Source organism: Niallia sp. HCP3S3_B10 (assembly GCF_052064465.1).
In the GTDB taxonomy this organism is placed as follows: domain Bacteria; phylum Bacillota; class Bacilli; order Bacillales; family Cytobacillaceae; genus Niallia; species Niallia hominis.
Genome location: NZ_JBQHVO010000004.1, coordinates 43,605 through 67,781, shown reverse-complemented (window position 1 = coordinate 67,781; position 24,177 = coordinate 43,605). Strand labels below are relative to the sequence as shown.

General features: G+C 36.6%; 22 protein-coding genes. 2 read left to right on the top strand and 20 right to left on the bottom strand.

Annotated elements, in window-relative coordinates; all coding sequences use genetic code 11:
* Window positions 1-139: 139 nt before the first annotated feature.
* On the top strand, window positions 140-1,801 hold the full coding sequence (locus ACTNDN_RS03925; protein WP_109768069.1) for a peptide ABC transporter substrate-binding protein: 1,662 nt from the start codon (window positions 140-142) through the stop codon (window positions 1,799-1,801).
* 90 nt (window positions 1,802-1,891) lie between these two features.
* Here the strand turns inward: ACTNDN_RS03925 and ACTNDN_RS03920 are convergent, their stop codons facing one another.
* From ACTNDN_RS03920 to ACTNDN_RS03870, 11 genes are all read right to left on the bottom strand, one after another.
* Window positions 1,892-3,826, bottom strand: coding sequence for a BglG family transcription antiterminator (locus tag ACTNDN_RS03920; protein WP_349204531.1), 1,935 nt, complete (start codon window positions 3,824-3,826; stop codon window positions 1,892-1,894).
* Window positions 3,827-4,211: 385 nt separating this feature from the next.
* The gene (locus ACTNDN_RS03915) at window positions 4,212-5,603 is read right to left on the bottom strand and encodes a glycoside hydrolase family 1 protein (RefSeq protein ID WP_048718634.1); all 1,392 of its coding nucleotides are present in this window, start codon (window positions 5,601-5,603) and stop codon (window positions 4,212-4,214) included.
* Between the two features lie 17 nt (window positions 5,604-5,620).
* Window positions 5,621-5,935: a PTS lactose/cellobiose transporter subunit IIA gene (locus ACTNDN_RS03910; protein WP_035416035.1), complete on the bottom strand. Its 315-nt coding sequence runs from the start codon at window positions 5,933-5,935 to the stop codon at window positions 5,621-5,623.
* Window positions 5,936-6,035: 100 nt separating this feature from the next.
* Entirely contained in the window at window positions 6,036-7,313 is a 1,278-nt protein-coding gene (gene celB, locus ACTNDN_RS03905; RefSeq protein WP_031535455.1) for a PTS cellobiose transporter subunit IIC, read from the bottom strand.
* A 56-nt stretch (window positions 7,314-7,369) separates the two neighbouring features.
* The gene (locus ACTNDN_RS03900) at window positions 7,370-7,684 is read right to left on the bottom strand and encodes a PTS sugar transporter subunit IIB (protein ID WP_031535456.1); all 315 of its coding nucleotides are present in this window, start codon (window positions 7,682-7,684) and stop codon (window positions 7,370-7,372) included.
* Between the two features lie 387 nt (window positions 7,685-8,071).
* Entirely contained in the window at window positions 8,072-9,676 is a 1,605-nt protein-coding gene (gene xynB, locus ACTNDN_RS03895) for a xylan 1,4-beta-xylosidase (protein ID WP_031535458.1), read from the bottom strand.
* A gap of 368 nt (window positions 9,677-10,044) precedes the next feature.
* Window positions 10,045-11,547 (bottom strand): malate:quinone oxidoreductase, encoded by a 1,503-nt coding sequence (locus ACTNDN_RS03890; protein WP_031535460.1) that lies wholly within the window; start codon window positions 11,545-11,547, stop codon window positions 10,045-10,047.
* 287 nt (window positions 11,548-11,834) lie between these two features.
* Window positions 11,835-12,659 (bottom strand): MetQ/NlpA family ABC transporter substrate-binding protein, encoded by an 825-nt coding sequence (locus ACTNDN_RS03885; RefSeq protein ID WP_031535462.1) that lies wholly within the window; start codon window positions 12,657-12,659, stop codon window positions 11,835-11,837.
* Window positions 12,660-12,674: 15 nt separating this feature from the next.
* Window positions 12,675-13,337: a methionine ABC transporter permease gene (locus ACTNDN_RS03880; protein WP_031535464.1), complete on the bottom strand. Its 663-nt coding sequence runs from the start codon at window positions 13,335-13,337 to the stop codon at window positions 12,675-12,677.
* Complete coding sequence (locus ACTNDN_RS03875) at window positions 13,330-14,079, bottom strand: methionine ABC transporter ATP-binding protein (protein WP_048718630.1); 750 nt, start codon at window positions 14,077-14,079, stop codon at window positions 13,330-13,332. Before ACTNDN_RS03875 ends, ACTNDN_RS03880 begins: the two co-directional genes overlap by 8 nt.
* Window positions 14,080-14,195: 116 nt before the next feature.
* Window positions 14,196-14,810, bottom strand: coding sequence for a LysE/ArgO family amino acid transporter (locus ACTNDN_RS03870; RefSeq protein WP_048718628.1), 615 nt, complete (start codon window positions 14,808-14,810; stop codon window positions 14,196-14,198).
* Between the two features lie 123 nt (window positions 14,811-14,933).
* Here ACTNDN_RS03870 and ACTNDN_RS03865 point away from each other — a divergent pair, with 123 nt between their 5' ends.
* On the top strand, window positions 14,934-16,403 hold the full coding sequence (locus tag ACTNDN_RS03865; protein WP_441130801.1) for a PLP-dependent aminotransferase family protein: 1,470 nt from the start codon (window positions 14,934-14,936) through the stop codon (window positions 16,401-16,403).
* A gap of 8 nt (window positions 16,404-16,411) precedes the next feature.
* Here ACTNDN_RS03865 and ACTNDN_RS03860 read toward each other — a convergent pair whose 3' ends face one another.
* The 9 genes from ACTNDN_RS03860 to ACTNDN_RS03820 all read right to left on the bottom strand — a co-directional run bounded on the left by ACTNDN_RS03860 (window position 16,412) and on the right by ACTNDN_RS03820 (window position 23,858).
* On the bottom strand, window positions 16,412-17,068 hold the full coding sequence (locus tag ACTNDN_RS03860; RefSeq protein ID WP_031535473.1) for a FusB/FusC family EF-G-binding protein: 657 nt from the start codon (window positions 17,066-17,068) through the stop codon (window positions 16,412-16,414).
* 129 nt (window positions 17,069-17,197) lie between these two features.
* Window positions 17,198-17,473, bottom strand: coding sequence for a CD3324 family protein (locus tag ACTNDN_RS03855; protein WP_031535475.1), 276 nt, complete (start codon window positions 17,471-17,473; stop codon window positions 17,198-17,200).
* Between the two features lie 257 nt (window positions 17,474-17,730).
* Window positions 17,731-18,711, bottom strand: coding sequence for an LLM class flavin-dependent oxidoreductase (locus ACTNDN_RS03850; protein WP_109768075.1), 981 nt, complete (start codon window positions 18,709-18,711; stop codon window positions 17,731-17,733).
* Window positions 18,712-18,746: 35 nt separating this feature from the next.
* The gene (locus ACTNDN_RS03845; protein ID WP_048718620.1) at window positions 18,747-19,742 is read right to left on the bottom strand and encodes an LLM class flavin-dependent oxidoreductase; all 996 of its coding nucleotides are present in this window, start codon (window positions 19,740-19,742) and stop codon (window positions 18,747-18,749) included.
* A 90-nt stretch (window positions 19,743-19,832) separates the two neighbouring features.
* Complete coding sequence (locus tag ACTNDN_RS03840; protein WP_441130800.1) at window positions 19,833-20,135, bottom strand: DUF3219 family protein; 303 nt, start codon at window positions 20,133-20,135, stop codon at window positions 19,833-19,835.
* A gap of 62 nt (window positions 20,136-20,197) precedes the next feature.
* On the bottom strand, window positions 20,198-21,280 hold the full coding sequence (locus ACTNDN_RS03835) for a sensor histidine kinase (RefSeq protein WP_441130799.1): 1,083 nt from the start codon (window positions 21,278-21,280) through the stop codon (window positions 20,198-20,200).
* Entirely contained in the window at window positions 21,277-21,957 is a 681-nt protein-coding gene (locus ACTNDN_RS03830; RefSeq protein ID WP_031535487.1) for a response regulator transcription factor, read from the bottom strand. Before ACTNDN_RS03830 ends, ACTNDN_RS03835 begins: the two co-directional genes overlap by 4 nt.
* 84 nt (window positions 21,958-22,041) lie before the next feature.
* Entirely contained in the window at window positions 22,042-22,857 is an 816-nt protein-coding gene (locus ACTNDN_RS03825) for an ABC transporter permease (protein ID WP_048719157.1), read from the bottom strand.
* A complete protein-coding gene (locus ACTNDN_RS03820) occupies window positions 22,854-23,858 on the bottom strand; it encodes a daunorubicin resistance protein DrrA family ABC transporter ATP-binding protein (RefSeq protein ID WP_031535491.1) in 1,005 nt (334 codons plus the stop codon). The genes ACTNDN_RS03825 and ACTNDN_RS03820 overlap by 4 nt, the downstream gene beginning before the upstream one ends.
* Window positions 23,859-24,177 lie beyond the last annotated feature (319 nt).

Genomic DNA, 24,177 nt, shown 5'->3' with positions numbered 1-24,177 from the left:
TATTAATCTCTTCAATAATTATCCAACAATACTTTACAAATTGACTATTTAATAGGTATAATCATTTTTATAGTTTTGAATGTTCTTTACATATACAATATTCAGAATTAACAAACATAAATAACAGGGGGAATACTTCATGAAGCGAAAAAATTGGTTATTACTTCTCACTTTCGCATTTGTGCTAAGTGTATTAGCAGCATGCTCTGGTGATAATACCAACGTTTCTACAGATGCAGACGACAATGAAAAAAATTCCGGCGAAAAGGTCCTTAACTTTTTAAATCCTGAGGCCATTCCATCAATGGATCCATCTTTAGCTACAGATGAATCTTCATTTATCTATTTAGGAGCTACTATGGAAGGTCTTTACCGCTTAGATAAAGATACACAACCATCACCTGGTATTGCTACAAAGCATTCCGTTAGTGAAGATGGTTTAACTTGGACTTTTACATTAAGAGAAGATGCTAAGTGGTCAAATGGAGAGCCAGTTACAGCAAATGACTTTGTTTACGCATGGCAACGTGCTGTCAATCCTGATACTGGATCAGAATATGGTCCATATATGATGAATGGCGTAATCAAAAATGCTTCTGCTATCAGCAGTGGTGAACTTGCTGTTGACCAACTAGGAGTAAAAGCTGATGGAGATTATACACTTGTTGTAGAATTAGAAAACCCAACTCCTTATTTTGAAACATTAACTACATTCGGCACATTCTTACCACTTAATCAAAAGTTTGTGGAGGAAAAAGGGGATAGCTTTGCAACAAGTTCTGAAAGCCTATTAGCAAACGGACCTTACACAATGTCCGATTGGGATAGCACAAGTAATTCATGGGTACTTGCAAAGAACGATAATTATTGGGATGCAAGCACAGTTCAAATGGATAAATTAACATTTGAAGTAGTAAAAGATCCACAAACAGCACTTAACTTATATGAAAAGGGATCTGTTGACCGTATGGATCTTACATCTGATTTAGTTGACCAATATTCAACAGATGAGAATTATGTGGTTTCAGCAGATACATTTGTCTACTTCCTTAAATTTAACCAAACAACATCTGAGGCTTTAGCAAACCAAAATATTCGTCTAGCTATTAGCCGCGCATTTGACAAAGAGGCTTTAGTTAACGAAATCTTAAATAACGGTTCTATCGTAGCGGATGGACTTGTTCCAACAGACTTCACTCCAATGCCAGAAACTGGAGAAGACTTCCGTGAAGTTAGCGGCGATCTTGTATCCTATGATTTAGAAGCAGCTAAAGAATACTGGGCAAAAGGTTTAGAAGAGTTAGGTACTGATAAAGTAGAGCTTGAGTTTTTAGCAGATGATGATGCGACAACAAAAACATTAATCCAATATGTTGCTAATCAGCTATCAACAAACTTAGAAGGACTAACAGTTAACATCAAACAAGTTCCAAAAGAGCAACGACTTGACTTAGATACTAATATGCAATATGAGCTTCAACTTTCTAGATGGGGTCCAGACTTCCTTGATCCATATACATTCATGAACCTGTGGATTACAGACGGAGGAAACAATAAAACTGGATATTCCAATAAAGAATATGATCAGTTAGTTAGCGATACTGCAACAAAATATGCAACAGATAATGTTGCTCGTTATGAAAATTTCCTAAAAGCAGAGAAATTATTATTTGAAGATGCACCAATTGCACCTGTTTACCAAGCATCTAGAGCACAACTAATTTCACCAAAAGTTCAAAACGTATTCGTAAATCCATTTGGAGCAACTTATGAGTATAAGTGGGCTGACGTAGCAGAATAAGAAAAAAGCTATTTAAAAAGTGGGAATATTACCGAAAAGGTAGATTCCCACTTTTTTTAAACTATTTTTTAAGTGCATACTTCCTCTTATTTATGCTTCTTTCATTATTCGTAAAAATTCCTCATAAGAGCTTGCTTTTAATATTTTATGAACGCCCGAATGATCCTCGATAAATTTCCCAAGGACATCATACATTTCTTGCAAGTCTTCCTGACTATTTCTTTTCACACATAGCAAGAAGACAATTTGCACCGGATTGTTATTCCAGTCAATGGGCTTTTCTAACGTGCAAACACATAAAAATGTTTTTTCTGTCTGCGGAGTAATTGGATGTGGGATTGCAACCAAATTCCCATAAGAGGTTGGGGCCACTTTTTCCCGTTCATATACTGCTTCTAAAAAGGCTTTACCCACAAAACCTTGCTCCATTAATTGTCCATGTAAAAAGGCTAATACTTCCTCTTTTGTATGAAATGCTTGCTTAAAGAAGACAAGATCTTGAAGGAAAAATGATTCCATTGGCTGATGATTACTATGCGTTAAAATAAATTTTTCAATTGCTTTTAAATCACTTTCCTTTAGAATCGCATTTACCTCTATCACAGGTACAGCAAAGCTTTCCTTGATTGGAATGGAGCTTACAATAAAATCAATCTCATTTAAATTATATTGATCAAGCATATAATATTCGGTTGTCCCAATCACTTCTAAGTTGCTTCCAAAATAAGATTTTAATCGGTAATAAATTAACTGTGCTGTTCCTAAGCCAGAAGCACAAACTACAAGACAGCGCTTTGGACCTGAATGTAATTTTTTTCTTTCCATTGCCGCACCGATATGCAAAGCTAAATAGCCAATCTCATTCTCATCCATTTCAATTTCTGTATACTCTTTAATTGCCAGTCCTGCAATAATTCCCGCCTCATAGGCAAGTGGATAATTGTTCTTAATCTCTTGCAACATCGGATTTCTAATATTCATGCCATACTTGATTCGATTAACAGCTGGCTTCAAATGCATGCTCATGCCAAAGATAAGCTCTTCATCCATCGAAATCCCTAAATCGAGTTTTTCTTCCATCTTTGCCAAGACAAAATCAACTAACTGAAGAATATCATCCTCAATCACATGATCAATATGACCTTTTTTCTGGGTAACTAGCTTTGTTCCAAGTAAATGCATGGCAATATAGGCTATTTCTGCTTGCGGAAACTTAATTTGATATAGTTCCTCTACTTCTTTTGCAATTTCATTTGCCACATGATATTCCCTTTGTTGTTCAATCTCATCCATATCTGCATGGAATATCGCCACATAATGACCACTAATAATTCGTTTTCGAGCAATGACAATGTGAATGAATAAATTATTTATAGCAATATCAGAAAGGGTTATTTGGTACTTCTTTATTTGTCTTAAAATAATTTCTTGAATAGCTTCCATATTCTCGTCGTCAAAAATGGAAGGAAGCGGGCTGTCAATTGTATTGGTTGACTGTTTTTTTCGATCAAGTACATATTCTGATAAACAAAAACGAACCTTTATTTCATCCCCTACTGCCTTAAGTCCATAATTTGGTCTTGCCTCAAGTGTAATGTCATATTTTTGCAGAATCTCTTTCACATTTTTAATATCTTGTTGAATCGTAGACTTACTTACAAATAATTCATCTGCAAGATCATCCAATTTAAGATAATGGTCATTTAATAAAAAACGGATAATAATATAGGTAACCCTATCCTCAGGTGTTTTAGGAATACTAACATGAGACAGAGTGTTTTCTACAAAGATTGAATGTAAGTATTGTTGGAAGACAGGCTTATCCCAAATTTCTAATGTATAGCCTTTGGATATAACAGAGATTATTTTGGCACCATGATTGTTTAATAGCGCATCTAAATTTTTAATATCTTCTCTCGTTGTTCGAGCAGTAACATGATTAACAGTAGCTAAATATTCGCCTGTAACAGGTGTATCCGCTGCCAATAATTCACGTAAAACTTGTTTCATTCGGGAGCTTAACAAAATAAAGTCTCCTTCCTTTATAAATTTACATTAATACTATATAAATATAATTCCTTCCAGCTATTATAACAAGGTAAGTTGCTTGTTATTCCCTTGTTATTTCATAGGAGCTTGGTCGCTCAATAATTTTTGAGGTATTATTCTATTCAAAAAACATTCTTACTCAAAAAGGTTCTGATCTTAATCCTTGATCAGAACCTATCCTTTATATCTTGAAAATTTTTTATCAGAAATGATAAAGTGAACCTTCCATCAGTTAGGCTGACACGAACTGATGGTTAGTTAGTTGCGCCATTCAAACAATGGAACTCCCAACCAATCCCTCGAGTTCTCATTAGCAATAGACGAGATCTTTTGTCCATTATGTGATGGATAAGAAAATTCTTTAAAACCCATTATTTTTTGCTACATTTTTAAACCAGTGGGCACTTTTCTTTGGCGTTCTTTGTTGTGTCTTTATGTCTACTGAAATAAAACCATAGCGATTTTTATAGGCATTAGACCAAGACCAATTATCCATGAATGTCCATAGATGATATCCTTTTACATTGCAGCCTTCTTCTAAGGATTTATGCAACCATTGTAAATGGCCTTCAATGAATTCAATTCGATAGTCGTCTTGAATTTGTCCGTCTTTCAAGAAACGCTCTTCGTCTTGAACTCCCATGCCATTTTCAGAAATAAAGGACTCTACATTTCCGTAGTTTTCCTTTAAATTCACCATGATATCGTAAATTCCTTTTTCGTAAATTTCCCAGCCACGATAAGGGTTCATCTTTCTGCCTGGCATCTCATATGGATCAAAGAACCATTCTGGCATAAAAGGACTATATGGATTAGGTAAATGCTCTTTTGCTTTTACTCTGCGTGGCTGATAATAGTTAACACCAAGGATATCCACTGTATTTTCCTTTATTATTTCTAAGTCGCCTTGTTCTACATGTGGCATTTGTCCATGTTCACGTAGTATTTCTACCAATTCCTCTGGATACTCGCCGAGAACAGCAGGATCTAAGAAGCTTCTATTAAAGAATAAATCACAAATATTTGCCGCTTTTAAGTCGTACGGATTTTGGCTTCTTGGATAAGATGGAGTTAAATTTAAGACAATCCCAATTTTCGTGTCTTCGTCTTTATTCCAACCCCTGAAAGCTTGGACAGCTTTTGCATGTGCTAAAACTGTATGATAAGCAACTTGTGCTGCCTTTTTAAAGTCGACAATATTCGGATAGTGAAAATCGTACAAGTATCCACCTTCAACAGGAACAATCGGCTCATTGAATGTAAACCATTTTTTCACACGATCACCAAATAGTTGGAAAGCTTGCAAAGCATATGCTTGGTATGCATCCACTACTTCACGATTCTCCCAGCCACCGATATTCTGCATTTCTAATGGCATATCGAAATGATACAGGGTAACGAATGGCTCAATTCCATTAGCTAGAAGCTCATCAATTACATTATTATAAAAGCTCACTGCTTCTGGATTAACTTCTCCCCGTCCGTTTGGAATTAATCTAGACCACGAAATAGATAGGCGGAACGAATTATGTCCAATTTCCTTCATCAATTGAATATCTTCTTTATATTGATAATAAAAATTAGAAGTATTTCCAGGTCCTACATTATCAAAAAAGCGATTTGGCTCTGCCTCATACCAATGATCCCAAATGTTTTTTCCTTTTCCTGCTTCATTTGCTGCACCTTCAATTTGCGTTGCAGATGTGGCACTTCCCCACCAAAAACCTTCAGGAAATTTGTATTGAACAGTCATTTTTTGAAACCCCCAACTTATTTATTACGATAGATTTCTATTATCTCAGTAGCTAAATCGCGAACAGTAATAGCAGTCATTAAATGATCTTGAGAGTGAACTAAAATTACGTTCACACCTGCTCCATTTCCACTCGCCTCTTCTTGGAGTAATTTCGTTTGAAAACCATGCGCTTTTCCAAGTTCTGCACTTGACTCTTCTATTAACCGATCCGCCTCGTCAAAATTCCCCTCTTTTGCTTCTTGTATTGCTTCCATCGCACATGAACGACCATTTCCAGCAAAAAGAATAATTTGAAAAGCTATTTCTGTCATCTTGTTATCTGTTTCCATCCCTGTCACTCCATTCTCGAATACCAAAGGGGGTTTACACTTATACTTAACGAAGGTAAAACCCCTTTCCTTAAATTTAAATTTCTATTTTATACTTTTATTATCCTTGTTTTTCTGTTTCATAATAATTTTTATCTAATACTTTTAGGAATGGCCACCAAATCGCCATTACAACAAGTAAGTTAAAGATTTGAAGTGCTGCACCTCTCAAGTCATTACCTGTTGCTAAAAATCCACTAATACCAATTGGTGTTGTCCACGGAACAATGATTCCTGCAGGTTTTGGAACAATACCAGCTGACATTGTAAGATAAGTAATTACCGTTACAACTACTGGCGCTAATAGCCAAGGAATAAGAACTAATGGATTCATAATGATTGGTAATCCAAAGATAATTGGTTCATTTACGTTAAATATCCCTGCTGGACCACCTAGTTTACCAAGTTCTTTTGTTTGTCTGCTCTTACCGATTAAGAAGATAAGGATAACAACACCTAATGTCATTCCTGTACCACCCATACCAACTAAGAACGTGTCCATAAATTGCTTTGTAACAACGTTTGGAAGCTCTGTTCCTGCTTGGAAGGCACTGAAGTTTTGATCATTCAATGCATACCAAATTGGATCTAGGACAGAGTTCATAATAATCTGACCATGTAAACCGAAGAACCAGAATAATTGAATTAATAGTACAACTACGATTGTTGCTGGCAGACTACTACCTAAAGCAGTTAATGGCTCTTGAATAATGGTATAAATAAAGTTCTGTACTGTATCAAACGGTGTAAAGCTAAATAGAATACGAATGATTAAAAAGATTGTCAATGTTAATGTAATCGGAATCAATGCACTAAATGATCGAGATACAGAATCTGGAACACCAGGAGGCATTTTTATCGTCCAGTTTTTCTTCACAAAGAAGCGATATAGCTCTGCAGAAAGAAATGCAGTGAAAATTCCTAAGAACATCCCTTGTGCACCAAGAATAGCAGTCGGGATAACGCCTGTTACTTCCCCTAATTCTTGTGGGTTTAAGATAAGAAATGATGCTACCCCCACTACTGCACCATAAATCGCTTCAAGCCCATAATGTTGGGTCAATTTATATCCTATACCCATTATTACAAATAGCCCCATTATACTTAAAGTTGCAGCAGATGCCGGACCTAACGCATTTTGGTAAGCTGTATATGCTTCTGGACTAATCCATTTATCTAGGAAAGGAAAGTTCGCAATTACAACAAAAATTGAACCAAAAATGATTAGCGGCAAGGCAACCATAAAACCATCACGTAACGCTGCTAAATAACGATTGTTATTCAATTTTTCAGCAATTGGCAACAGAATATTTTCCAAAACCTCCATAAATTTATTCATAAGGTTTATCCTCTCTTCCTTAAATTAGTAAGTGTTTTCATTTTTAAAATAAATGATTACTTATTATTTTCGATTAATTCTAATGCTTTATTTAATACTGCTAATCCGTCGATACGTCCATAAGCAACCGGATCAATAACATCTAATGGAATACCAACTGTTTCAGCCGCAACAGCAAGCTTCTTTTTCAAAAAGCGCATTTGTGGACCAATTAAAAGTACATCTGCACGTTCCATATCTGTTTGCGCTTTATCTTGAGCAACAGCCCAAATTTCTGCTTCAATTCCTTTCTCTTTTGCAGCATCTTTCATTTTTGATACTAGTAAACTTGTAGACATACCTGATGAACAAGCTAATAGAATTCTTTTCATTTTAATGACCTCCAACATGATTTATTGTTAATGGAATTATTTAATATTTACTACACTTTTATCTTACAATGAAAACTCTTACAACTTAACATATTGTTTTTCCGTCTAAAGGAGGAAATTAAATGTTAGCACTTTCATTCATCCTTGTGTCTAAATTTCCGACATGCTAAAAAGGGAGCTTTCAAGAAGAATTTAAAAAGCTGGGCCATAGGTATTCCAACCAAATAAAAAAAACCAAACAATTTATACGGAAATGCTCATAAAATTCCGTATAATTGTTCGAGTTTTATAAATTTCAAGAAAGAAAATTAGTGAAATTAAATAGCTATTTGAAAGATTTTTCACCTTTTCCCGTTATATATTTTGATTTGTCTCAGACTTGCAGCTTTACTCTTTTTCTTCATAACGGAAATACTTAAAGTCTGCTGATATGTTTTGGCCGCTTGTATCTTGACATTGCATTCCTACAAATGCTCCTGTGAAGAAGCCTCCTCCGCGAATATAATCGTCCGATAATTTCTTAGATTCAAAATTAATATCTATTTTATGCCACTCTTCTTTATTAAAGGAATACGAATAGTAGTAGATTTCATTCTCGACAGTTACGCTTAAATATACATATTCCGCTTCACTTGGGACAATAATTTTCTCCTTTAGTGGCTGGGAGAACGAGAAGTTATCACAAACCGTTAAATCAAGGATGCGACCAAGATTTTCATCGTATGTTATTTGTAATGCTGTCCAATTTTCTGTGTTGTAGTAATTTACTAATCCGGCAGCCTGTTGTATATTTTCCGGTGTAAAAGCTACTGCTGTTTCTGCTTCAAATTGAAGACTTTGCCAGCGTCTAGCTACAAAAGACTGTGTAAAAGTGGATGTTAATGATTCCTGACCAAATAAGCGTAAATGATTAGGTCTTTCCGTTAAGGAACCTAATTGTTCTGTAAATGGAATACGTAATGTTTGAAAATTTATATTTAGCTTATCTTGAGTAAATTCATCCAATACTGGATAGGTGGAAGGAAACTTGGTTTCAGGAATCTTTGGTGCTTCTACCTCCAAGCTTCCTTCTTTTCCACCTACAACATATGGCCAGGCATCTCTCCATTCAAGCTTTTGAATAGCTGTTTCTCTGCCTAAAGGACAGTATCCTCTTTGTTGAATAATTGACGCATCATCTGGATGAATAGGGCGACCCGTTAAATGGGCTAAATACCATTCATCTGTATGTGTTTGGATAATAGACGCATGTCCACATTTTTGCAATGGATTTCTAGGGTCGTGCCAAGATGTTAAAATTGGATTATTTGGATGAACCTCATACGGACCCTCTATGTTTTTGGAACGCGCAATCGTTGCTGCATGCTCATACTCCGTTCCACCTTCTGCAGTTAACAAATAATAATATTCGCCAATATGATAAAGATGCGGTGCTTCTGTCAATTTAATATCCGTACCTTTAAAGATATTTTGAGGTTTATTGATTAACTTTTTCTGCTCTGTGCAATATTCCTGCATCACAATTCCACCAAATGGATGACGATCTATTCGTTGGTCCCAAAGCATATTTAACAAATACTTCTTTCCATCCGTATCATGGAACAAGGAGGCATCAAATCCAGAACTATTTAATTTTACTGGCTCTCCCCAATCACCATCAACCGTTTCAGAAGTAACCAAATAGTTATGACAATCCTTCCAAGCACCATCTATTACTTTTACATCTGTGTAAATAAGCCAAAACTTTCCGTCACTATAACTCAAGCAAGGTGCCCACACACCACCAGAGTTAGGATTTCCTTTCATATCTAATTGGGATACTCTTTGTAATGGGTGTGCAACTAATTCCCAATTAACTAAATCTTTAGAATGATGAATTTGTACTCCCGGAAACCATTCGAAAGTAGATACTGCAATATAATAGTCTTCACCAACTCTGCAAATGCTAGGGTCCGGATTGAATCCTTTCAGTACTGGGTTGATAATCTTCATCTTAATTTCCTCCTTCGCGGTCCTTTTTAATCAGTTAGTTTGTTCGTCATATTAACTACGTTAACTCTTTTTGAAAGCGTTGTCAATCATATCGTAAAAATTACATGCATTTTCGTTTAGTATAACTAGGAAATGTCCACAGATGATTTGTTACATATAAGCTCCAGAAGTCTATTTACCTATTAGACAGAAAAAAAAAGAACTCCCATCTAAGATGAAAGTCCTTTTGTATATGATATTTAGTTCAAACAATTAGTAAAACAGAGGATTCTTTCATTATCAACCGAGCAATAAATGATAGTGACTTTAAAGGATGTGCTTAAAAAATTTTTTCTCCCATATTACTAGCTTCTCTTTCCAATCAACTATTAGTTATAAATTGGTTTTTTCTCACTTAAACGAAGTGTCTGTGCAGTTAATGTATGAACTTCATGCAGAAGCTTAGGGTTTTCCTTTAATGGTATTCCATATGATGGAATCATTTCTTTTAATTTTGATTCCCATTCTGGTATTTGCTCTGGAAAACATTTTCGAATAACTTCAAGCATGACATGAACAGCAGTAGAAGCTCCAGGTGAAGCTCCAAGCAATGCTGCTATCGAACCATCAGCAGCAGTCACAACCTCTGTACCAAATTGAAGTGTTCCTTTGCCCCCAGCCTCTGTATCTTTGATTACCTGCACACGTTGACCTGCTACAATAAGATCCCAATCATCTGCTTTAGCATTCGGAATAAATTCCCGTAACTCTTCTATGCGCTTCTCTTTGGATAACATGAGCTGCTGAATTAAATAGCTTGTTAAAGACATATTTTTGGCACCTGCTGCCAACATGGTAAACAAGTTATCTGGTTTGACGGATGAAATTAAGTCAAACATCGAGCCTGTTTTTAAAAATTTGGGCGAGAACCCTGCAAATGGACCAAATAGTAAAGATTTTTTATTGTCGATAAAACGGGTATCCAGATGAGGAACAGACATTGGTGGAGCCCCAACTTTTGCTTTCCCATATACTTTTGCATGATGCTTGGCAACAATATCTGGATTCTTGCACACTAAAAATATTCCACTTACCGGGAATCCGCCCATATGCTTCCCTTCAGGAATGCCAGATTTCTGCAGTAAATGTAGACTACCTCCACCGCCGCCGACAAAGACGAACTTGGCAGAATGAGTTTCAGTGATGCCACTATCTAGATTTTGCACCTTCACTTCCCAATGGCCATCTGCTGTTCGTTTTAAATCATTCACACTATGCTTGTAGTGAATTCCAACATCTTTTTTTGCTAAATTGGCAAACAACAGTCGCGTTAAAGCGCCAAAATTCACATCTGTGCCTGAATCCATCTTAGTTGCTGCTATCGGCTCCTTATAATCACGGTTTTGCATTATTAGAGGGATCCACTCTTTCAGTTTTTCCGGATCCTTTGAAAATTCCATTCCTTCAAACAGCGGATTTCTCACCATTGCCTCAAAACGCTTTTGTAAAAAATCCACATTCTTTTCCCCTAATACTAGACTCATATGTGGCAATGGCATAATAAAGTCTTCTGGATTATGTAGTACTTGATTGTTTACAAGATAAGACCAAAATTGCAAGGAAACTTGAAACTGTTCGTTGATTTCTAACGCCTTCTTAATGTCTACTGAGCCATCTGGTTTTTCCACTGTGTAGTTTAGCTCACATAGTGCTGCATGCCCCGTTCCCGCATTATTCCATTCATTGGAGCTTTCCTCTCCTGCACTTGCTAATTTTTCAAACACTGTAATTTGCAGATTAGGGTCTAATTCTTTTAAAAGCATCCCTAACGTTGCACTCATAATCCCGGCACCAATTAAAATAACGTCTGTTTTCGTTTCTTGTCTGCTCATTTTAACCTTCCTTATACTTTTAGATTTTCAGAAAAATGTAAGCGTTCCCTTTTTGGCGCGATTAAACTGATACATTTTTTCTGTCTCAAGCATTTACCTGGTTAAAGCCTCATTTATTTTCAAAAAATTTTAAATAGTTTCCTTTTATTATACGATAGTTATTCCTTTTTTAAAAGTCAGAAATGAACAAGAATTGTCCAAACAAAAGAAGCCTTACCCTAAGAAAAACTGGGATAAGGCATTGATATGCTATTTATCAATAAAATATGCTTCCAAGAACCTTGCATTTAAAAGGCAGGGATCGCTGTTTCAGCATAATTTTCTTCTAAGAATTTACGAACCTCTGGGCTCGTCATAGCTTCTGCTAGCTTTTGAATTGGTTCCCAATCCGCATTATCCTTACGAGCTACTAACGTAATCGCAAAGTCATTCTCTACACCTTCTGTTAGCAATGCATCGCTTTTTGGTGTTAAGCCAAGCGGTGATGCATAAGCTGGTGTCATTACAACTAAATCAGCGTCATCATACATTCTAGCAAGCATTAATAAATCTACTTCTTCAAACTTTAAATTTTTCGGATTTTCTACAATATCTGCTTTTGTATAATAAGATCCCGTTTTCTCTTTTAATGTAATTACATCATGTTGAGCCAGCAATGCTAAGGAACGGTCAATATTGGATACATCATTTGCAATCGCAACTACCGCTCCATCTGGTACTTTATCCATGGAATCATATTCCTTTGAATACACACCATAGTTTGCAAAATAGATTTCTTCAACAGGAACTAGCTCTGCATCATTACTACGGTTAAATTCCTCCATATATGGAACATGTTGAAAAAAGTTTGCATCTACTTCTCCAGCTGCAAGAGCAGTATTTGGTTGCACGTTATCACTCAATACAACCATATCAAGGTTGATACCTTCTTCTGCTAATGTTGGCTTTACAAGTTCAAGAATTTCAGTCATTGGAGGAATTAAGGAAGCAACTTTTAATGTTACTTCTTCTTTTTCTGTATTCTGTGCATCCTTTTTATCTGACTCATTTTCTTTCGCACAAGCTGCCAACACGAATATACCTATCATCATTAAAAATAATATTTTTTTCATTTTTTTCTCCTGTCTTTACCTTTTATCAATCACTTTTGCTACTGCTGTACCAGTAAATTGTATAAGCTGTACAAAAACAACCATTATAATAATCATATAAATCATTAAGTCTGTTTTAAACTGCTGATATCCATAGCGAATGGCAAAATCCCCAATACCTCCGCCCCCGACAACTCCCATAATTGTCGAATAAGAAATAAAGCTAATAATCGATGTTGTTAATCCTAATACAAGTCCTGAACGAGCTTCTACATAAAGAAATTTAAAGATGGCTTCCTTTACAGATGCCCCCATCGAAATGGCTGCCTCTATAACACCCTTTGGTACTTCCAAAAGGGATTGCTCCACTAAACGAGAATAATGAGCGATTGCTATGATGGATAATGGAACAGTTGCAGCAGCTGTTCCAATGGCTGTTCCAATAATTATTCTTGTAAACGGAATAAGGAAGACAACCAATAATAAAAATGGAAACGAGCGAATAATATTTACTATTAAATTCAGCGTAGAAAAAACAAAAGGATTCTCCAACATTTTGCCCTTTCTAGTTAAGAAAAGCAAGGTACCAACTGGAAGACCTATTATAATGGCTGCTAAAATAGATATACCAACCATTACAAAGGTTTGTCCAATTGATTGCCAAATTTCCATTCTATATTGAATCAATATCTCAGGCATGGTCTAGCTCACCATCCTTTTTCAGCTGCTCTACCAAGCGTTTTGAAGTATTATTGATTTGCTGTATTCCTTTTGGTTCAATTGCCACTGTATCATAAATTTCACCGTCTTCAATGACCGTCACTCGATTGCATATACTTTTAATTACTTCCATCTCATGGCTGACGATTACAATCGTTACGCCTAGCCGTTTATTTACATCCTCTAATACACGTAAAATTTCAGCTGTCGTTTTCGGATCAAGTGAAGAGGTTGGTTCATCACATAACAAAACTTGCGGATTATTGGCAATGGCTCTTGCAATGGCTACACGCTGCTTTTGACCACCACTTAACTGGGCAGGATACTTCTCCATTAAGCTTTCTAATCCAACAAATTGAAGACACTCTATAACGCGACTTCTTCGTTCTCTCCTCGGAAAACGTGCAAGTTCTAAAGACACTAAAACATTTTCATAAACCGTCTTATTAGCAACAAGATTGAAATGCTGAAAAATCATTCCAATAGATTGACGAGCTTTACGAAGATCTTTATAGCTCAAGCTAGTCAGATTTCGCCCATCCACTTCTATTTCTCCTGTATCTGGAGCCTCTAATAAATTCATTAGACGAAGTAATGTCGATTTACCAGCACCACTCGCACCAATTATCCCAAAGATTTCTCCTTTATGTATCGCTAAACTAATAGACTTAATGACCTGGTAATTCGCATAACTTTTACTGACATTATGCAATTGAATCATCTAAAAAAACCCCCTTTATCATTTGAAGGGTAATTACAACCTTTTCATTATAGCGAAATATTGGTAGGTTGTCATTTTGGATGCCCAAATAGATTAACAGACGTGGCCATGGTCCTCTACAAGGTTAACAGATTTGTTCCCAAATAAAGTGCCATTCCCCAAATGATTATGGCAGATAGCTGATTCATGCGCTTTAAAACGATCCCATGGGTATCAATTTGCCCAAGCTTTCGACCTAGCAAAACTAAAAAACAAAACCATATCCATGAAACACTCATGCAAGCAACCGCAAAAATAATTTTTTCTTCACCACTATAAGCAAGAGAGCTTGTACCGATGACTCCAATCGTATCCAGAATTGCATGTGGATTTAATAAAGAAACGGAGGCGGCGAACGTAATTTGTCGACGTGGAGAAAACCGTATTTTTTCTTGTTTAATTCCCACTTCCGCAGCACTCTTCCACATAGCCCATCCCATATATACTAAGAAAAAGAATCCAATAAAAAACAAAAATGCTTTTACCCATGCAAAGGTAAATACCACCACAGAGACACCAGCAACAGCTAAATAGATTAGTAAACTGTCACAGATACTAGCTGTTATGATTGCCGGTAACGCATATGTGAATTTTTTATGTGTTGCTCCTTGATTAAACAAAAATATATTTTGAACGCCTAAAGGTAGTATTAACCCAAATGCCAATATCATTCCATGTAATAATGCTTCCATCCTTATTCCCCCTCTTCTTCCTACAGAATAGCGAAGAAGAGGCGTTCTGTCTCCATCCAATTGGATGGTCATTAACCCAACCATTTTGATAAAATAAGAGAAAATAAAGATAGGAGTATACTCATGGCAGAAATTGAATGGAAACCACAAAAAAGCTCAACCGTTTCTTTACACCAGCAAATAACTTCCTTTATGAAAAAGAAAATAACGCATGGAGAATGGACAATTGGTATGAAGCTCCCCTCTCAACGGAATTTAGCCAAGCAATTCCAAGTTAACCGAAGCACCATTATAACAGCCCTAGAGGAACTAGCTGCTGATGGGTTAATTGAAGCAAAGGTGGGGAGCGGAACAAAGGTAATAAATAATACGTGGAGCTTGCTTGCATCTACTCCTCCGCCAGATTGGATTAGTTATGTAAAATCAGGCATACATCAACCAAACATTTCTATCATCCAAGAAATTAATCAAGCAGAAGCAAATCCAAGTATTATTAGGTTGGGAACAGGTGAGCTTTCTCCAGAATTGCTACCTAAAGAACGCATGGAACAAACCTTTCAATCTAGCGGAAAATTAAATCTCTCTCTTGGATATACAGAACCGAAGGGAAGCTTAGCTTTACGCCAAACAGTAAGTGCCTATTTGAAGACGAAAGGAATTATAACTTCCTCTGAATCCATTTTAATCGTTTCAGGAGGACTTCAAGCATTGCAATTACTTTCTATTGGGCTATTAAAAAGAGGGTCTACTATCTTTCACGAAGCCCCCTCCTATTTAAATTCTATTCATGTATTTCAATCTGCGGGAATGAACTTAATAGGACTTCCTCTTGATGAAGAAGGGTTAGCGTACGATGCTATTGGACGAATTAAGAGTAAGACCCAGCAAAAATCAGCATTACTATATACCATCCCTAATTTTCACAATCCAACAGGTACATTAATGTCTGAAAAGAGGCGAGCTGACTTAATAGCAGTTTGCCAAAAAGAATCGATTCCTATTATTGAAGATGATGTGTACGGAGATTTATGGCTGGACAGCCCTCCGCCTAGGCCTTTAAAAGCAATCGATACGCAAGGAAATGTTCTTTACATTGGCAGTATCTCCAAATCCTTAAGTCCTGGACTGAGAATTGGTTGGATTGTAGGACCAGAACCAGTCATAGAGCATTTAGCCGATATAAAAATGCAGACAGATTATGGTTCCAGCACCTTATCTCAGTCTGTTGTAGAAAGCTGGCTGCATCATGGCTTATATGAGGATTTTCTAAAGGACGTAAAAGCTGAGCTCAGGTATAGAAGAGATTTTACAATGGGATTATTAAAGAAATATTTTTCAGATATTGCAACATGGCTCTCTCCTAAAGGCGGGTTCTATATATGGCTAAAACTAAAGCCAAGCATCTCTACACGAAAGCTATTTGATTTAGCACTTCGTGAAGGAATTCTTATCAATCCAGGAATCATTTATGATAAAACAGATGATCAGCATCTGCGCATATCCTATTCTTATGCTACATTCGATGAATTAGAAAGAGGATTGATAACCTTAGCACAGGTAATTAAAATACAAGCAAAAGGACAGTTCTACTGATGATGTCCTCAGTAGCGCCGTCCTTCTGCGGTCTGAAAAAATTCTTGCAAATATGCGGTATTGTCTATATTCCTATTGCATTCGCTGCTATCTGTACAAATAAAATTTCCAATAGCCTTGTAATAATCTGCATTTTTGGGTTTTTTGTCTTTGGTAATCGTTGAAAAATAAGCAACTTCTCCAAAGCTATTGCAGAAAGAGCAAATATTTTTTTTATTAGTTGCTGTCATTTTCCCCTCCATTCCTACTAATTGTCCTTCTAAATCATAAATAATAAATTTTCTATTAGACTTTCCATCCGTCCAGCTTAAATAGGTTAGTTTATGGTGATCGATTGTTGTTAAATCAGGTAATTTTAATTTCTTTTGCTTTGGAAATAATTTTTTTAGTTGTTGTTCCGTCAGTTTCGGAAATGGCAATACATATGCAGTAAGTCCCTCGATGTATTGATCGTATTCATTCTTTGTTTTCCATTTGGAAATATCCAATAACGCTTGCTGTTCACTTGATGCTTGAGGAAAAAGTTCTAAAACTTTCGCATGAGCTAATTCTATTACGGCAACTAACACTGTTTTAGGTAAGCTTTTATTCATACTATCCTTAATAATGGCGATCTGTTTTTTAATAAAATTCAGTTGTTCATTTTTGATAAATGGTTCTGTCATTGCATTCTCTCCTATTATTTTGTTGTGTCCTGTCTTTCTATTTTAGTAAAACTCACTCCCTTTCTAAAATGGAAAAGATGATTGAGAAACAATTTTTACATAAAAAACACTGATGAGAGGTCACCAGTGCTAGTCTTTCTTTTTATGTGAGTACACGATTTTCTTAATTGTTTCCGTGGAGAGATGATATTCTATTGCCAATGCCTGAATAGTGCTTCCATTAGCAAAAGCTGCTTTTATTGCATTGTTTCGGCCATCTAGCATTTTTCTTCCACCACTTGAAGTTCCCCACTTCTTATACGCATTTTCTTGTTTCGGAATATACAAGGTCTCACCTTGAACATATTTTTGAATTTCTACAACAAGCTTTTCAGGTAAAACATTCGTTGCATTTGTATACTTCAATTTTGCCCGCTCCCTTATTTTTATTTTTTTCTAAAATAAGGTGCAAAGCCAAAATATTAGTTAGCGATAAAAATTACTTGTTTCGCCCCATGCAAAGTATCGCCTTTCTAATAATAGGCTTTGCATGAGTGGAAGTAGTATCAGACAATCGTATGTGATTCTCCAACTGTAAGCACCCCCTTTTACATTATTATAGCTAAATTTAATAAGTGTTTACATTCAAAGTTTAAGACTGCTTTCGTATCAAACAGCCAAATTTAAAGAATGGCCTCTGCTAATAAGGTATATGACTGCATTTTGTCCTCAAAGTCATAAATATTGGTGATTATCATAAATTCCTCTGTTTGATAGACTTCACTTAAATGCAAAATCTCGTCTTTTACCTTTTTGGGCGTCCCAATTATCGCTCGTTTTCGATTTTTTCTTATAATTGCTTGGTCTTCTTCTGATAGCTGAATCCCTTTTGCCTCTTCTTTTGAAAGAATAAAAGTGTCTTCGCCTTTTTCAATTGCTAGCAGCCAAAGATCTTGGCTAACTGCCATTTCTTCTGCTTCTTCCTGTGTTGGTGCACAAACAACAAATACACATACATTTGCTTGTGGGTTTCTAAGAATGCTAGACGGCTGGAAGTTCTCCCGATAATGTTTCATCGCAATGCTGCCACTGATTGGATTTATAAAGTGCCCATAAGTAAAAGCAGCTCCCTTTTCTGCGGCTAATCTAGCTCCCCGCTGCGAGACACCTAGCATCCAAATTTCTGGTCGAGTTTCAATGGATGGATACGCTTGGACCTCTTGATTAGATTGCGTATTGGCTATATATTCTTGAAGTGCCGTAACCTGACGCGGGAATTCATTTAAGCTTTTTCTCATTCCATCTGTTAAAGCTAGCCGAGTAGGCGCAGATCCACCTGGTGAACGTCCAATCCCTAAATCCATTCTGTTCGGATACAATGCTTCTAACACCTTAAAGTCTTCCGCAATTTTAAAAGGACTATATTGTGGAAGCAAAACGCCACCAGAGCCTACACGTATCTTATTTGTCTGTGCGGCAATAGTCGAGATAAGAACCTCTGGGGAAGTCCCAGCAATTCCATTGGAGTTATGATGTTCAGCAACCCAAAAACGAGTGTAGCCAAGCTCCTCTGTTCGTTTTGCCAATTTAATTGTATTTTGAAGTGCAAACCCTGCATTTAAATTCTTACTAATAACAGATTGATCCAGTACACTCAATTTCATTTGAATGACCTTCTTTCCTTACGTTTTAAAAAATATTACCATATTTCCTTTGCAATAAGCTCATAAGACTTCTTTCTACTTTCATAGCTATTCGTAATAGTCACAATCATCATTTCGTCTGCATTGTACGCTGATTGCAGCTCAACCAATTCCTTTTTAACCTCTTTTGGATTTCCAATAATCATCTTTTGACGCATTTCTTTCATTCTTTCTTGTTCCTCACTCGTAAAAGAATAATTTTTTGCTTCTTCTATAGTGGGAATGCCTTTATTTTTTTTCCCTTTATCCGTTTGGATTTTCGATAGGAACCAGCTTAAAGCCAGCTCTTCAGCCTGTTCTGTTGTTTCCGCGCAAATAATCGATATCGTTACAATCACTTGAGGTTCCTGAATGCCACCATTTTGTCTAAATGAGCTTCTATATGTATTCACAATCTCGATTCCATCTCTATCGCTCATAAAATGTCCAAATGCATAGGCTGTCCCATGCTCTGCCGCTTGTATAGCACTTTTTTCACTCGTTCCGAGAATCCATGGAACAGGAGCCACATCAGGAAAAGGGTGTGCTGTTATTTTGGAGAACATCTGATCAGCTGGGTAGTTATTATATAAAAAATGTAGAAGCTCTTTAATGGAGTTAGGCATATTCCGAACATTTTCTAAAAAGTTCCCAGAGAGAGCAATCGAAGCTTCGGCAGATCCTCCTGGCGCTCTCCCTATTCCTAGATCGATTCGATTTGGAAATAATGTCGCTAGCATATTAAATGTTTCCGCTACTTTATACGGTTTATAGTGTGGTAATAATATGGCTCCAGCACCAATTCTTATCTTTTCTGTATTGGCACCAATATACCCAAGCATTACTTCTGGAGCAGAACTAGCAAGGCCGGGAAAATCATGATGTTCCGCAATCCAATATCTTGTATATCCTAGTTTTTCTCCACATTGGGCAAGCTTCATTGATTCTATAAGTGCATCTTGAGAGGTTTTCCCAGATAAAACAGGTGCTTGATCTAAAATACTTAATTTCATATAGAGAACCTCCCTTTCCGTGTATATATAAGAAAAAACAGATCTCTAAATCCGATAAAGATGATCTGTTTTGCTAATTCCCTTCTGAATTTATTCCACTTCCACTAATTCCAAAAAGAAATCACTAATGCTGTTTTCATCGGAGAAATTGGTATAGGAAGTGGAATATTTGTTGATTTTCCCTCTAAAAGCCACTTGCTCATTAGGGATATTTACATCAAATACATTTTCGTATAAAAACTTCGTAACTACGTGGTATTCTTCCCCACCTCTTACTTTAAATTCAAAGCTTAGCCTTGTTAACAGCTTCTCAGAATCGGTACTTTTTACCTTTTTCTCTTTATAATTGGAAACAGATAATGCAAAATCATTTAAGAAAACTTTATTTACCATCTTAATCGCTCCTTATTTGGAAAATAGAAGCAGAGGTCGGGTTAATCGACCTCATTAGAACCTTACCTCCGCTTCCCAATTTTTACTGTTATTTCTGTTCCTTTTCCCATCTCACTTTGTACTTGAATTTCTCCTTCATGTAAATCAATGATTTTTTTGACAATGGAAAGACCGAGACCATTTCCCCCCATGTTCCGATTTCTTGATTTATCTGCTTTATAAAAACGCTCAAATATATGCATGAGTGCATCTTGGTCCATTCCGATTCCTGTATCTCTTATTTTAACAGTAATAATCCCATTCTCCGATTTAAATGCCTCAACTGTTATAGTACCTCCTTCTGGCGTGAATTTTATACTATTATGAAGTAAATTAATCCATACTTGATCAAGCATTTCCTCATCTGCAGTAATCGTTGCATCTGGTAGAACGATATCCATATTAATTTCTTTTTCTGGCCATTGGGGCTCATTGGCAAGAATAATCCGGCGGAGTTGATAATCTAAACGGTATTCTTTTAGATTCAAAGGCAAATGTTCCGATTCTAAAGAAGTAAGCTTTAATAGATTTTCACTTAATTTAGACAAACGGATGCTTTCCATTTCAACAATGCTTAAATAGTGTTTGCGTTCTACTGAACTTAAATCATCATTTTTCAAGGCATGGGCAAAACCACTTATAGAAGTTAAGGGTGACTGGATTTCATGGGATACATTGGAGATAAATTCCTGACGCAGTTCTTCCATTTCTCCTAATTTTTCTGCCATGTGACTTATATTTGTTACGATTTGATAATAAGGATGATCATTGTCTCCTTCACGAAACTGATTTTTATAATAAGAAAGATCGATATTAAAATTTCCTTCAGCTATCATCTTTATTGCCTGAATGATTGGATACAAGTGTTTGTCTTGTTTTGATCTTACCCATGGAATTTTTGTGATAATCGATATTAAGCAGCCAAAAAAGAAAAATCCCACTAAAGAATTCATTAATTGCCTGATGAAATCTCGGGGCGTTATTTGGATTACATCATAAAGCCATGCTGTTAGCCCATAGGCTAGTGACCAGCATAATAGTAAAAACAGAATGATTGCAAGGAAACCAGCTGTTCGTTTTATGAATTTTGCTACCTTTCTCTTCACTGTCTTACCTCCAATCGATAACCAAGACCACGAATCGTCGTTATCTTAAAGGGACATTCCTCTTCAGGGAACCGCTGGCGCAATCGATTTATATGAACATCAACTGTTCGTTCATCCCCTTCATAATCAAAGCCCCAAATATCTTCAATTAATTGTTCCCTTGAAAAAGTTTTCTTTTGATGGGTTGCAAGTTTAAATAATAATTCAAATTCCTTTAATGGCAGGGTAATCTCCTCCTTGCCAATCGACACTTTATACGAGTCCCGATCGATCATGACATTGCCAATTTCCAAACGATTCGAAAGGGAGATTTGATAGCGTTTAAGTAAAGCTTTTACTCTTGCAACTAACTCAGCTGGAGCAAAGGGCTTTACTAAATAATCGTCTGCTCCAAGGTCAAAACCCTTCACTTTTTGCGTAGTCTCTCCTTTTGCAGTCAGCATTAAGATTGGCAATGTATCTGTATAATAAGTCCGTACTTCCCGGCAAAATGTCCATCCATCCATATTCGGCATCATAATATCAAGTATAATTAAATCAATTTTATCCTGTTCGAGTAAAGACAGACCCATTTCTCCATCTCCTGCTTCTACACTAGACAAGCCTTCCTTTGTTAAAATAACATGAATTAATTCTCTAATATGTGGGTCATCATCTACTATCAGTATTTTTGCCATATTATCATTCCTTTTAAAGAAATAAGGAGAACCGCCAAATTATTGACCGTTCTTCTTTCATTATTCTATTATTTTATCTAAAACTCATGCACGACGCATATAAGCACGTACAGTCATTGGAGCAAAGATAGCTACTATTACCGCCGCTCCAATAATGGAGATGGTGAAATCCCAGCCAATTGTCCCCGTGTTCGTTAAATCCCTTACTGCTGTAACCAAGTGAGAGATTGGATTAATCTTTACAAATAATTGAAGAAAATGAGGCATGGTATCAGCTGGAACAAAGGCATTGGAAAGAAACGTCACCGGAAATAACACAATCATGGAAATTCCTTGTACACTAGAAGCCGTTCGCGAAATAACGCCTAAGAAAGCAAAAATCCAGCTAATTGCCCATGAACAAACAATCACAAGAAGTCCTGCTAAGATAACAAAACCGATACCAGCTTCTGGTCGATATCCCATTATATATCCCATTGTAAACGTAAGGGTTGTGGCAATCGTATAACGAATCGTATCAGCAAGCAATGCTCCCGCCAAAGGCGCAATTCTGGCAATCGGCAGAGACTTAAATCGATCGAATACCCCTTTATCCATGTCCTCCCTCAGCTGAACTCCTGTCACAACAGATGTTGTAATAACCGTTTGAACGAGAATACCGGGAATAATGACCGGTAAATAGTTTTGTACATTGCCAGAAATCGCCCCTCCAAAAATATACGTAAACATAAGTGTAAAAAGAATCGGCTGTAAAGTTACATCAAATAACTGCTCAGGCGTACGCTTTATCTTAAGTAAACCTCTGTAGGCCATTGTTAATGAATTTCTAACCGCCTGACGAAAACTTGAGTTTCCCCGGAGCTTTCTTTCACGAATTGGTTTCATTGTAGTGCTACTCATGCTAATTCCTCCAATTTACTAGCTTTATTTGCAGTATTTTCTTTTGAACCAGTGATAGTAAGAAAAACCTCATCTAATGTTGGTTTTTGCACGCTAAGCTCAGCTAATGAAATACCAGCCTCTTTTAGCGTGATAAGTAAATCTGTTACTTTATCAGCATCTGCCATAGGTGCTGTAATTTTTCCGCCTTCTGCTGATACAGCTGATTGGACCTTAAGCACACGCTCCACGATTAAGCGAGCCTCCTGCATATATTGCTCATCTTGAATACTTAAATGTAAGGACGATGTACCGATAGATTCCTTCAGATCATTAACAGTTCCTTCTGCAACCACTTTACCATGGTCAATGACCGCAACTCGATCAGCAAGTTCATCTGCCTCTTGCAGGTATTGTGTGGTCAGTAATACGGTTGATCCTCCCTTTACTAATTTCCGGATTGTCTCCCACATTTGATTGCGTGTTCGTGGATCGAGTCCAGTAGTTGGTTCGTCTAAAAAGATAAGCGGGGGTTGTGCAATAAGACTCGCAGCTAAATCAAGTCGTCTTCGCATTCCACCTGAGAAATTTTTCAATGGACGTTTGGCTGCCTCCGTTAGGCCAAACTCTTCTAGTAATTCCATCGCTTTACGCTTTGATTCTGCACGTCCTAAACCTAATAGACGAGAAAAAATAATTAAATTTTCTGTCGCGCTTAGTGACTCATCAACAGAAGCATACTGACCTGTTACACCAATCAATTGGCGAACTTGCTGTGGCTCCTTTCCTATATCGTATCCAAAGATCTTTGCAGAACCTGCATCTGCCTTTAGCAACGTTGCGAGCATTCGAATTGTAGTTGTTTTCCCCGCACCATTAGGACCAAGCACACCATAAATAGAACCTGTGCGAACCTGTAAATCCACTCCATCAACGGCACGGTTATCACCAAATACCTTTACGAGCCCATTGGCTTCCACAGCCCATTCCCTGCTATCTATAAGCTTTTTATTATTAGTCATCTGATTCAAAGTAAATCCTCCTCTATTCATCTTATGAAGTGATAATAAATTACAAATATGAACTAAATATGAACTGGAATGCAGAGGACGTGTTGAAGCAATGAAAGAAGTCTTTTTTTGAGTAAAAAAAGGAGAAGGCATAGTGGGAAGGTGACATCAGAATCGTTATGTTAACTGTAAAAATTTATAAGAGCTTACACGCGGCTCAGAGCCCATTCCAGTGTGATATAGAAGCAAATACTGCATCTAGTCGCTACTCCAGTAATCTGTAAATTTAAATATTTCAGTGTTCCCTAAAGGTAATCGAAATAAATAGTGT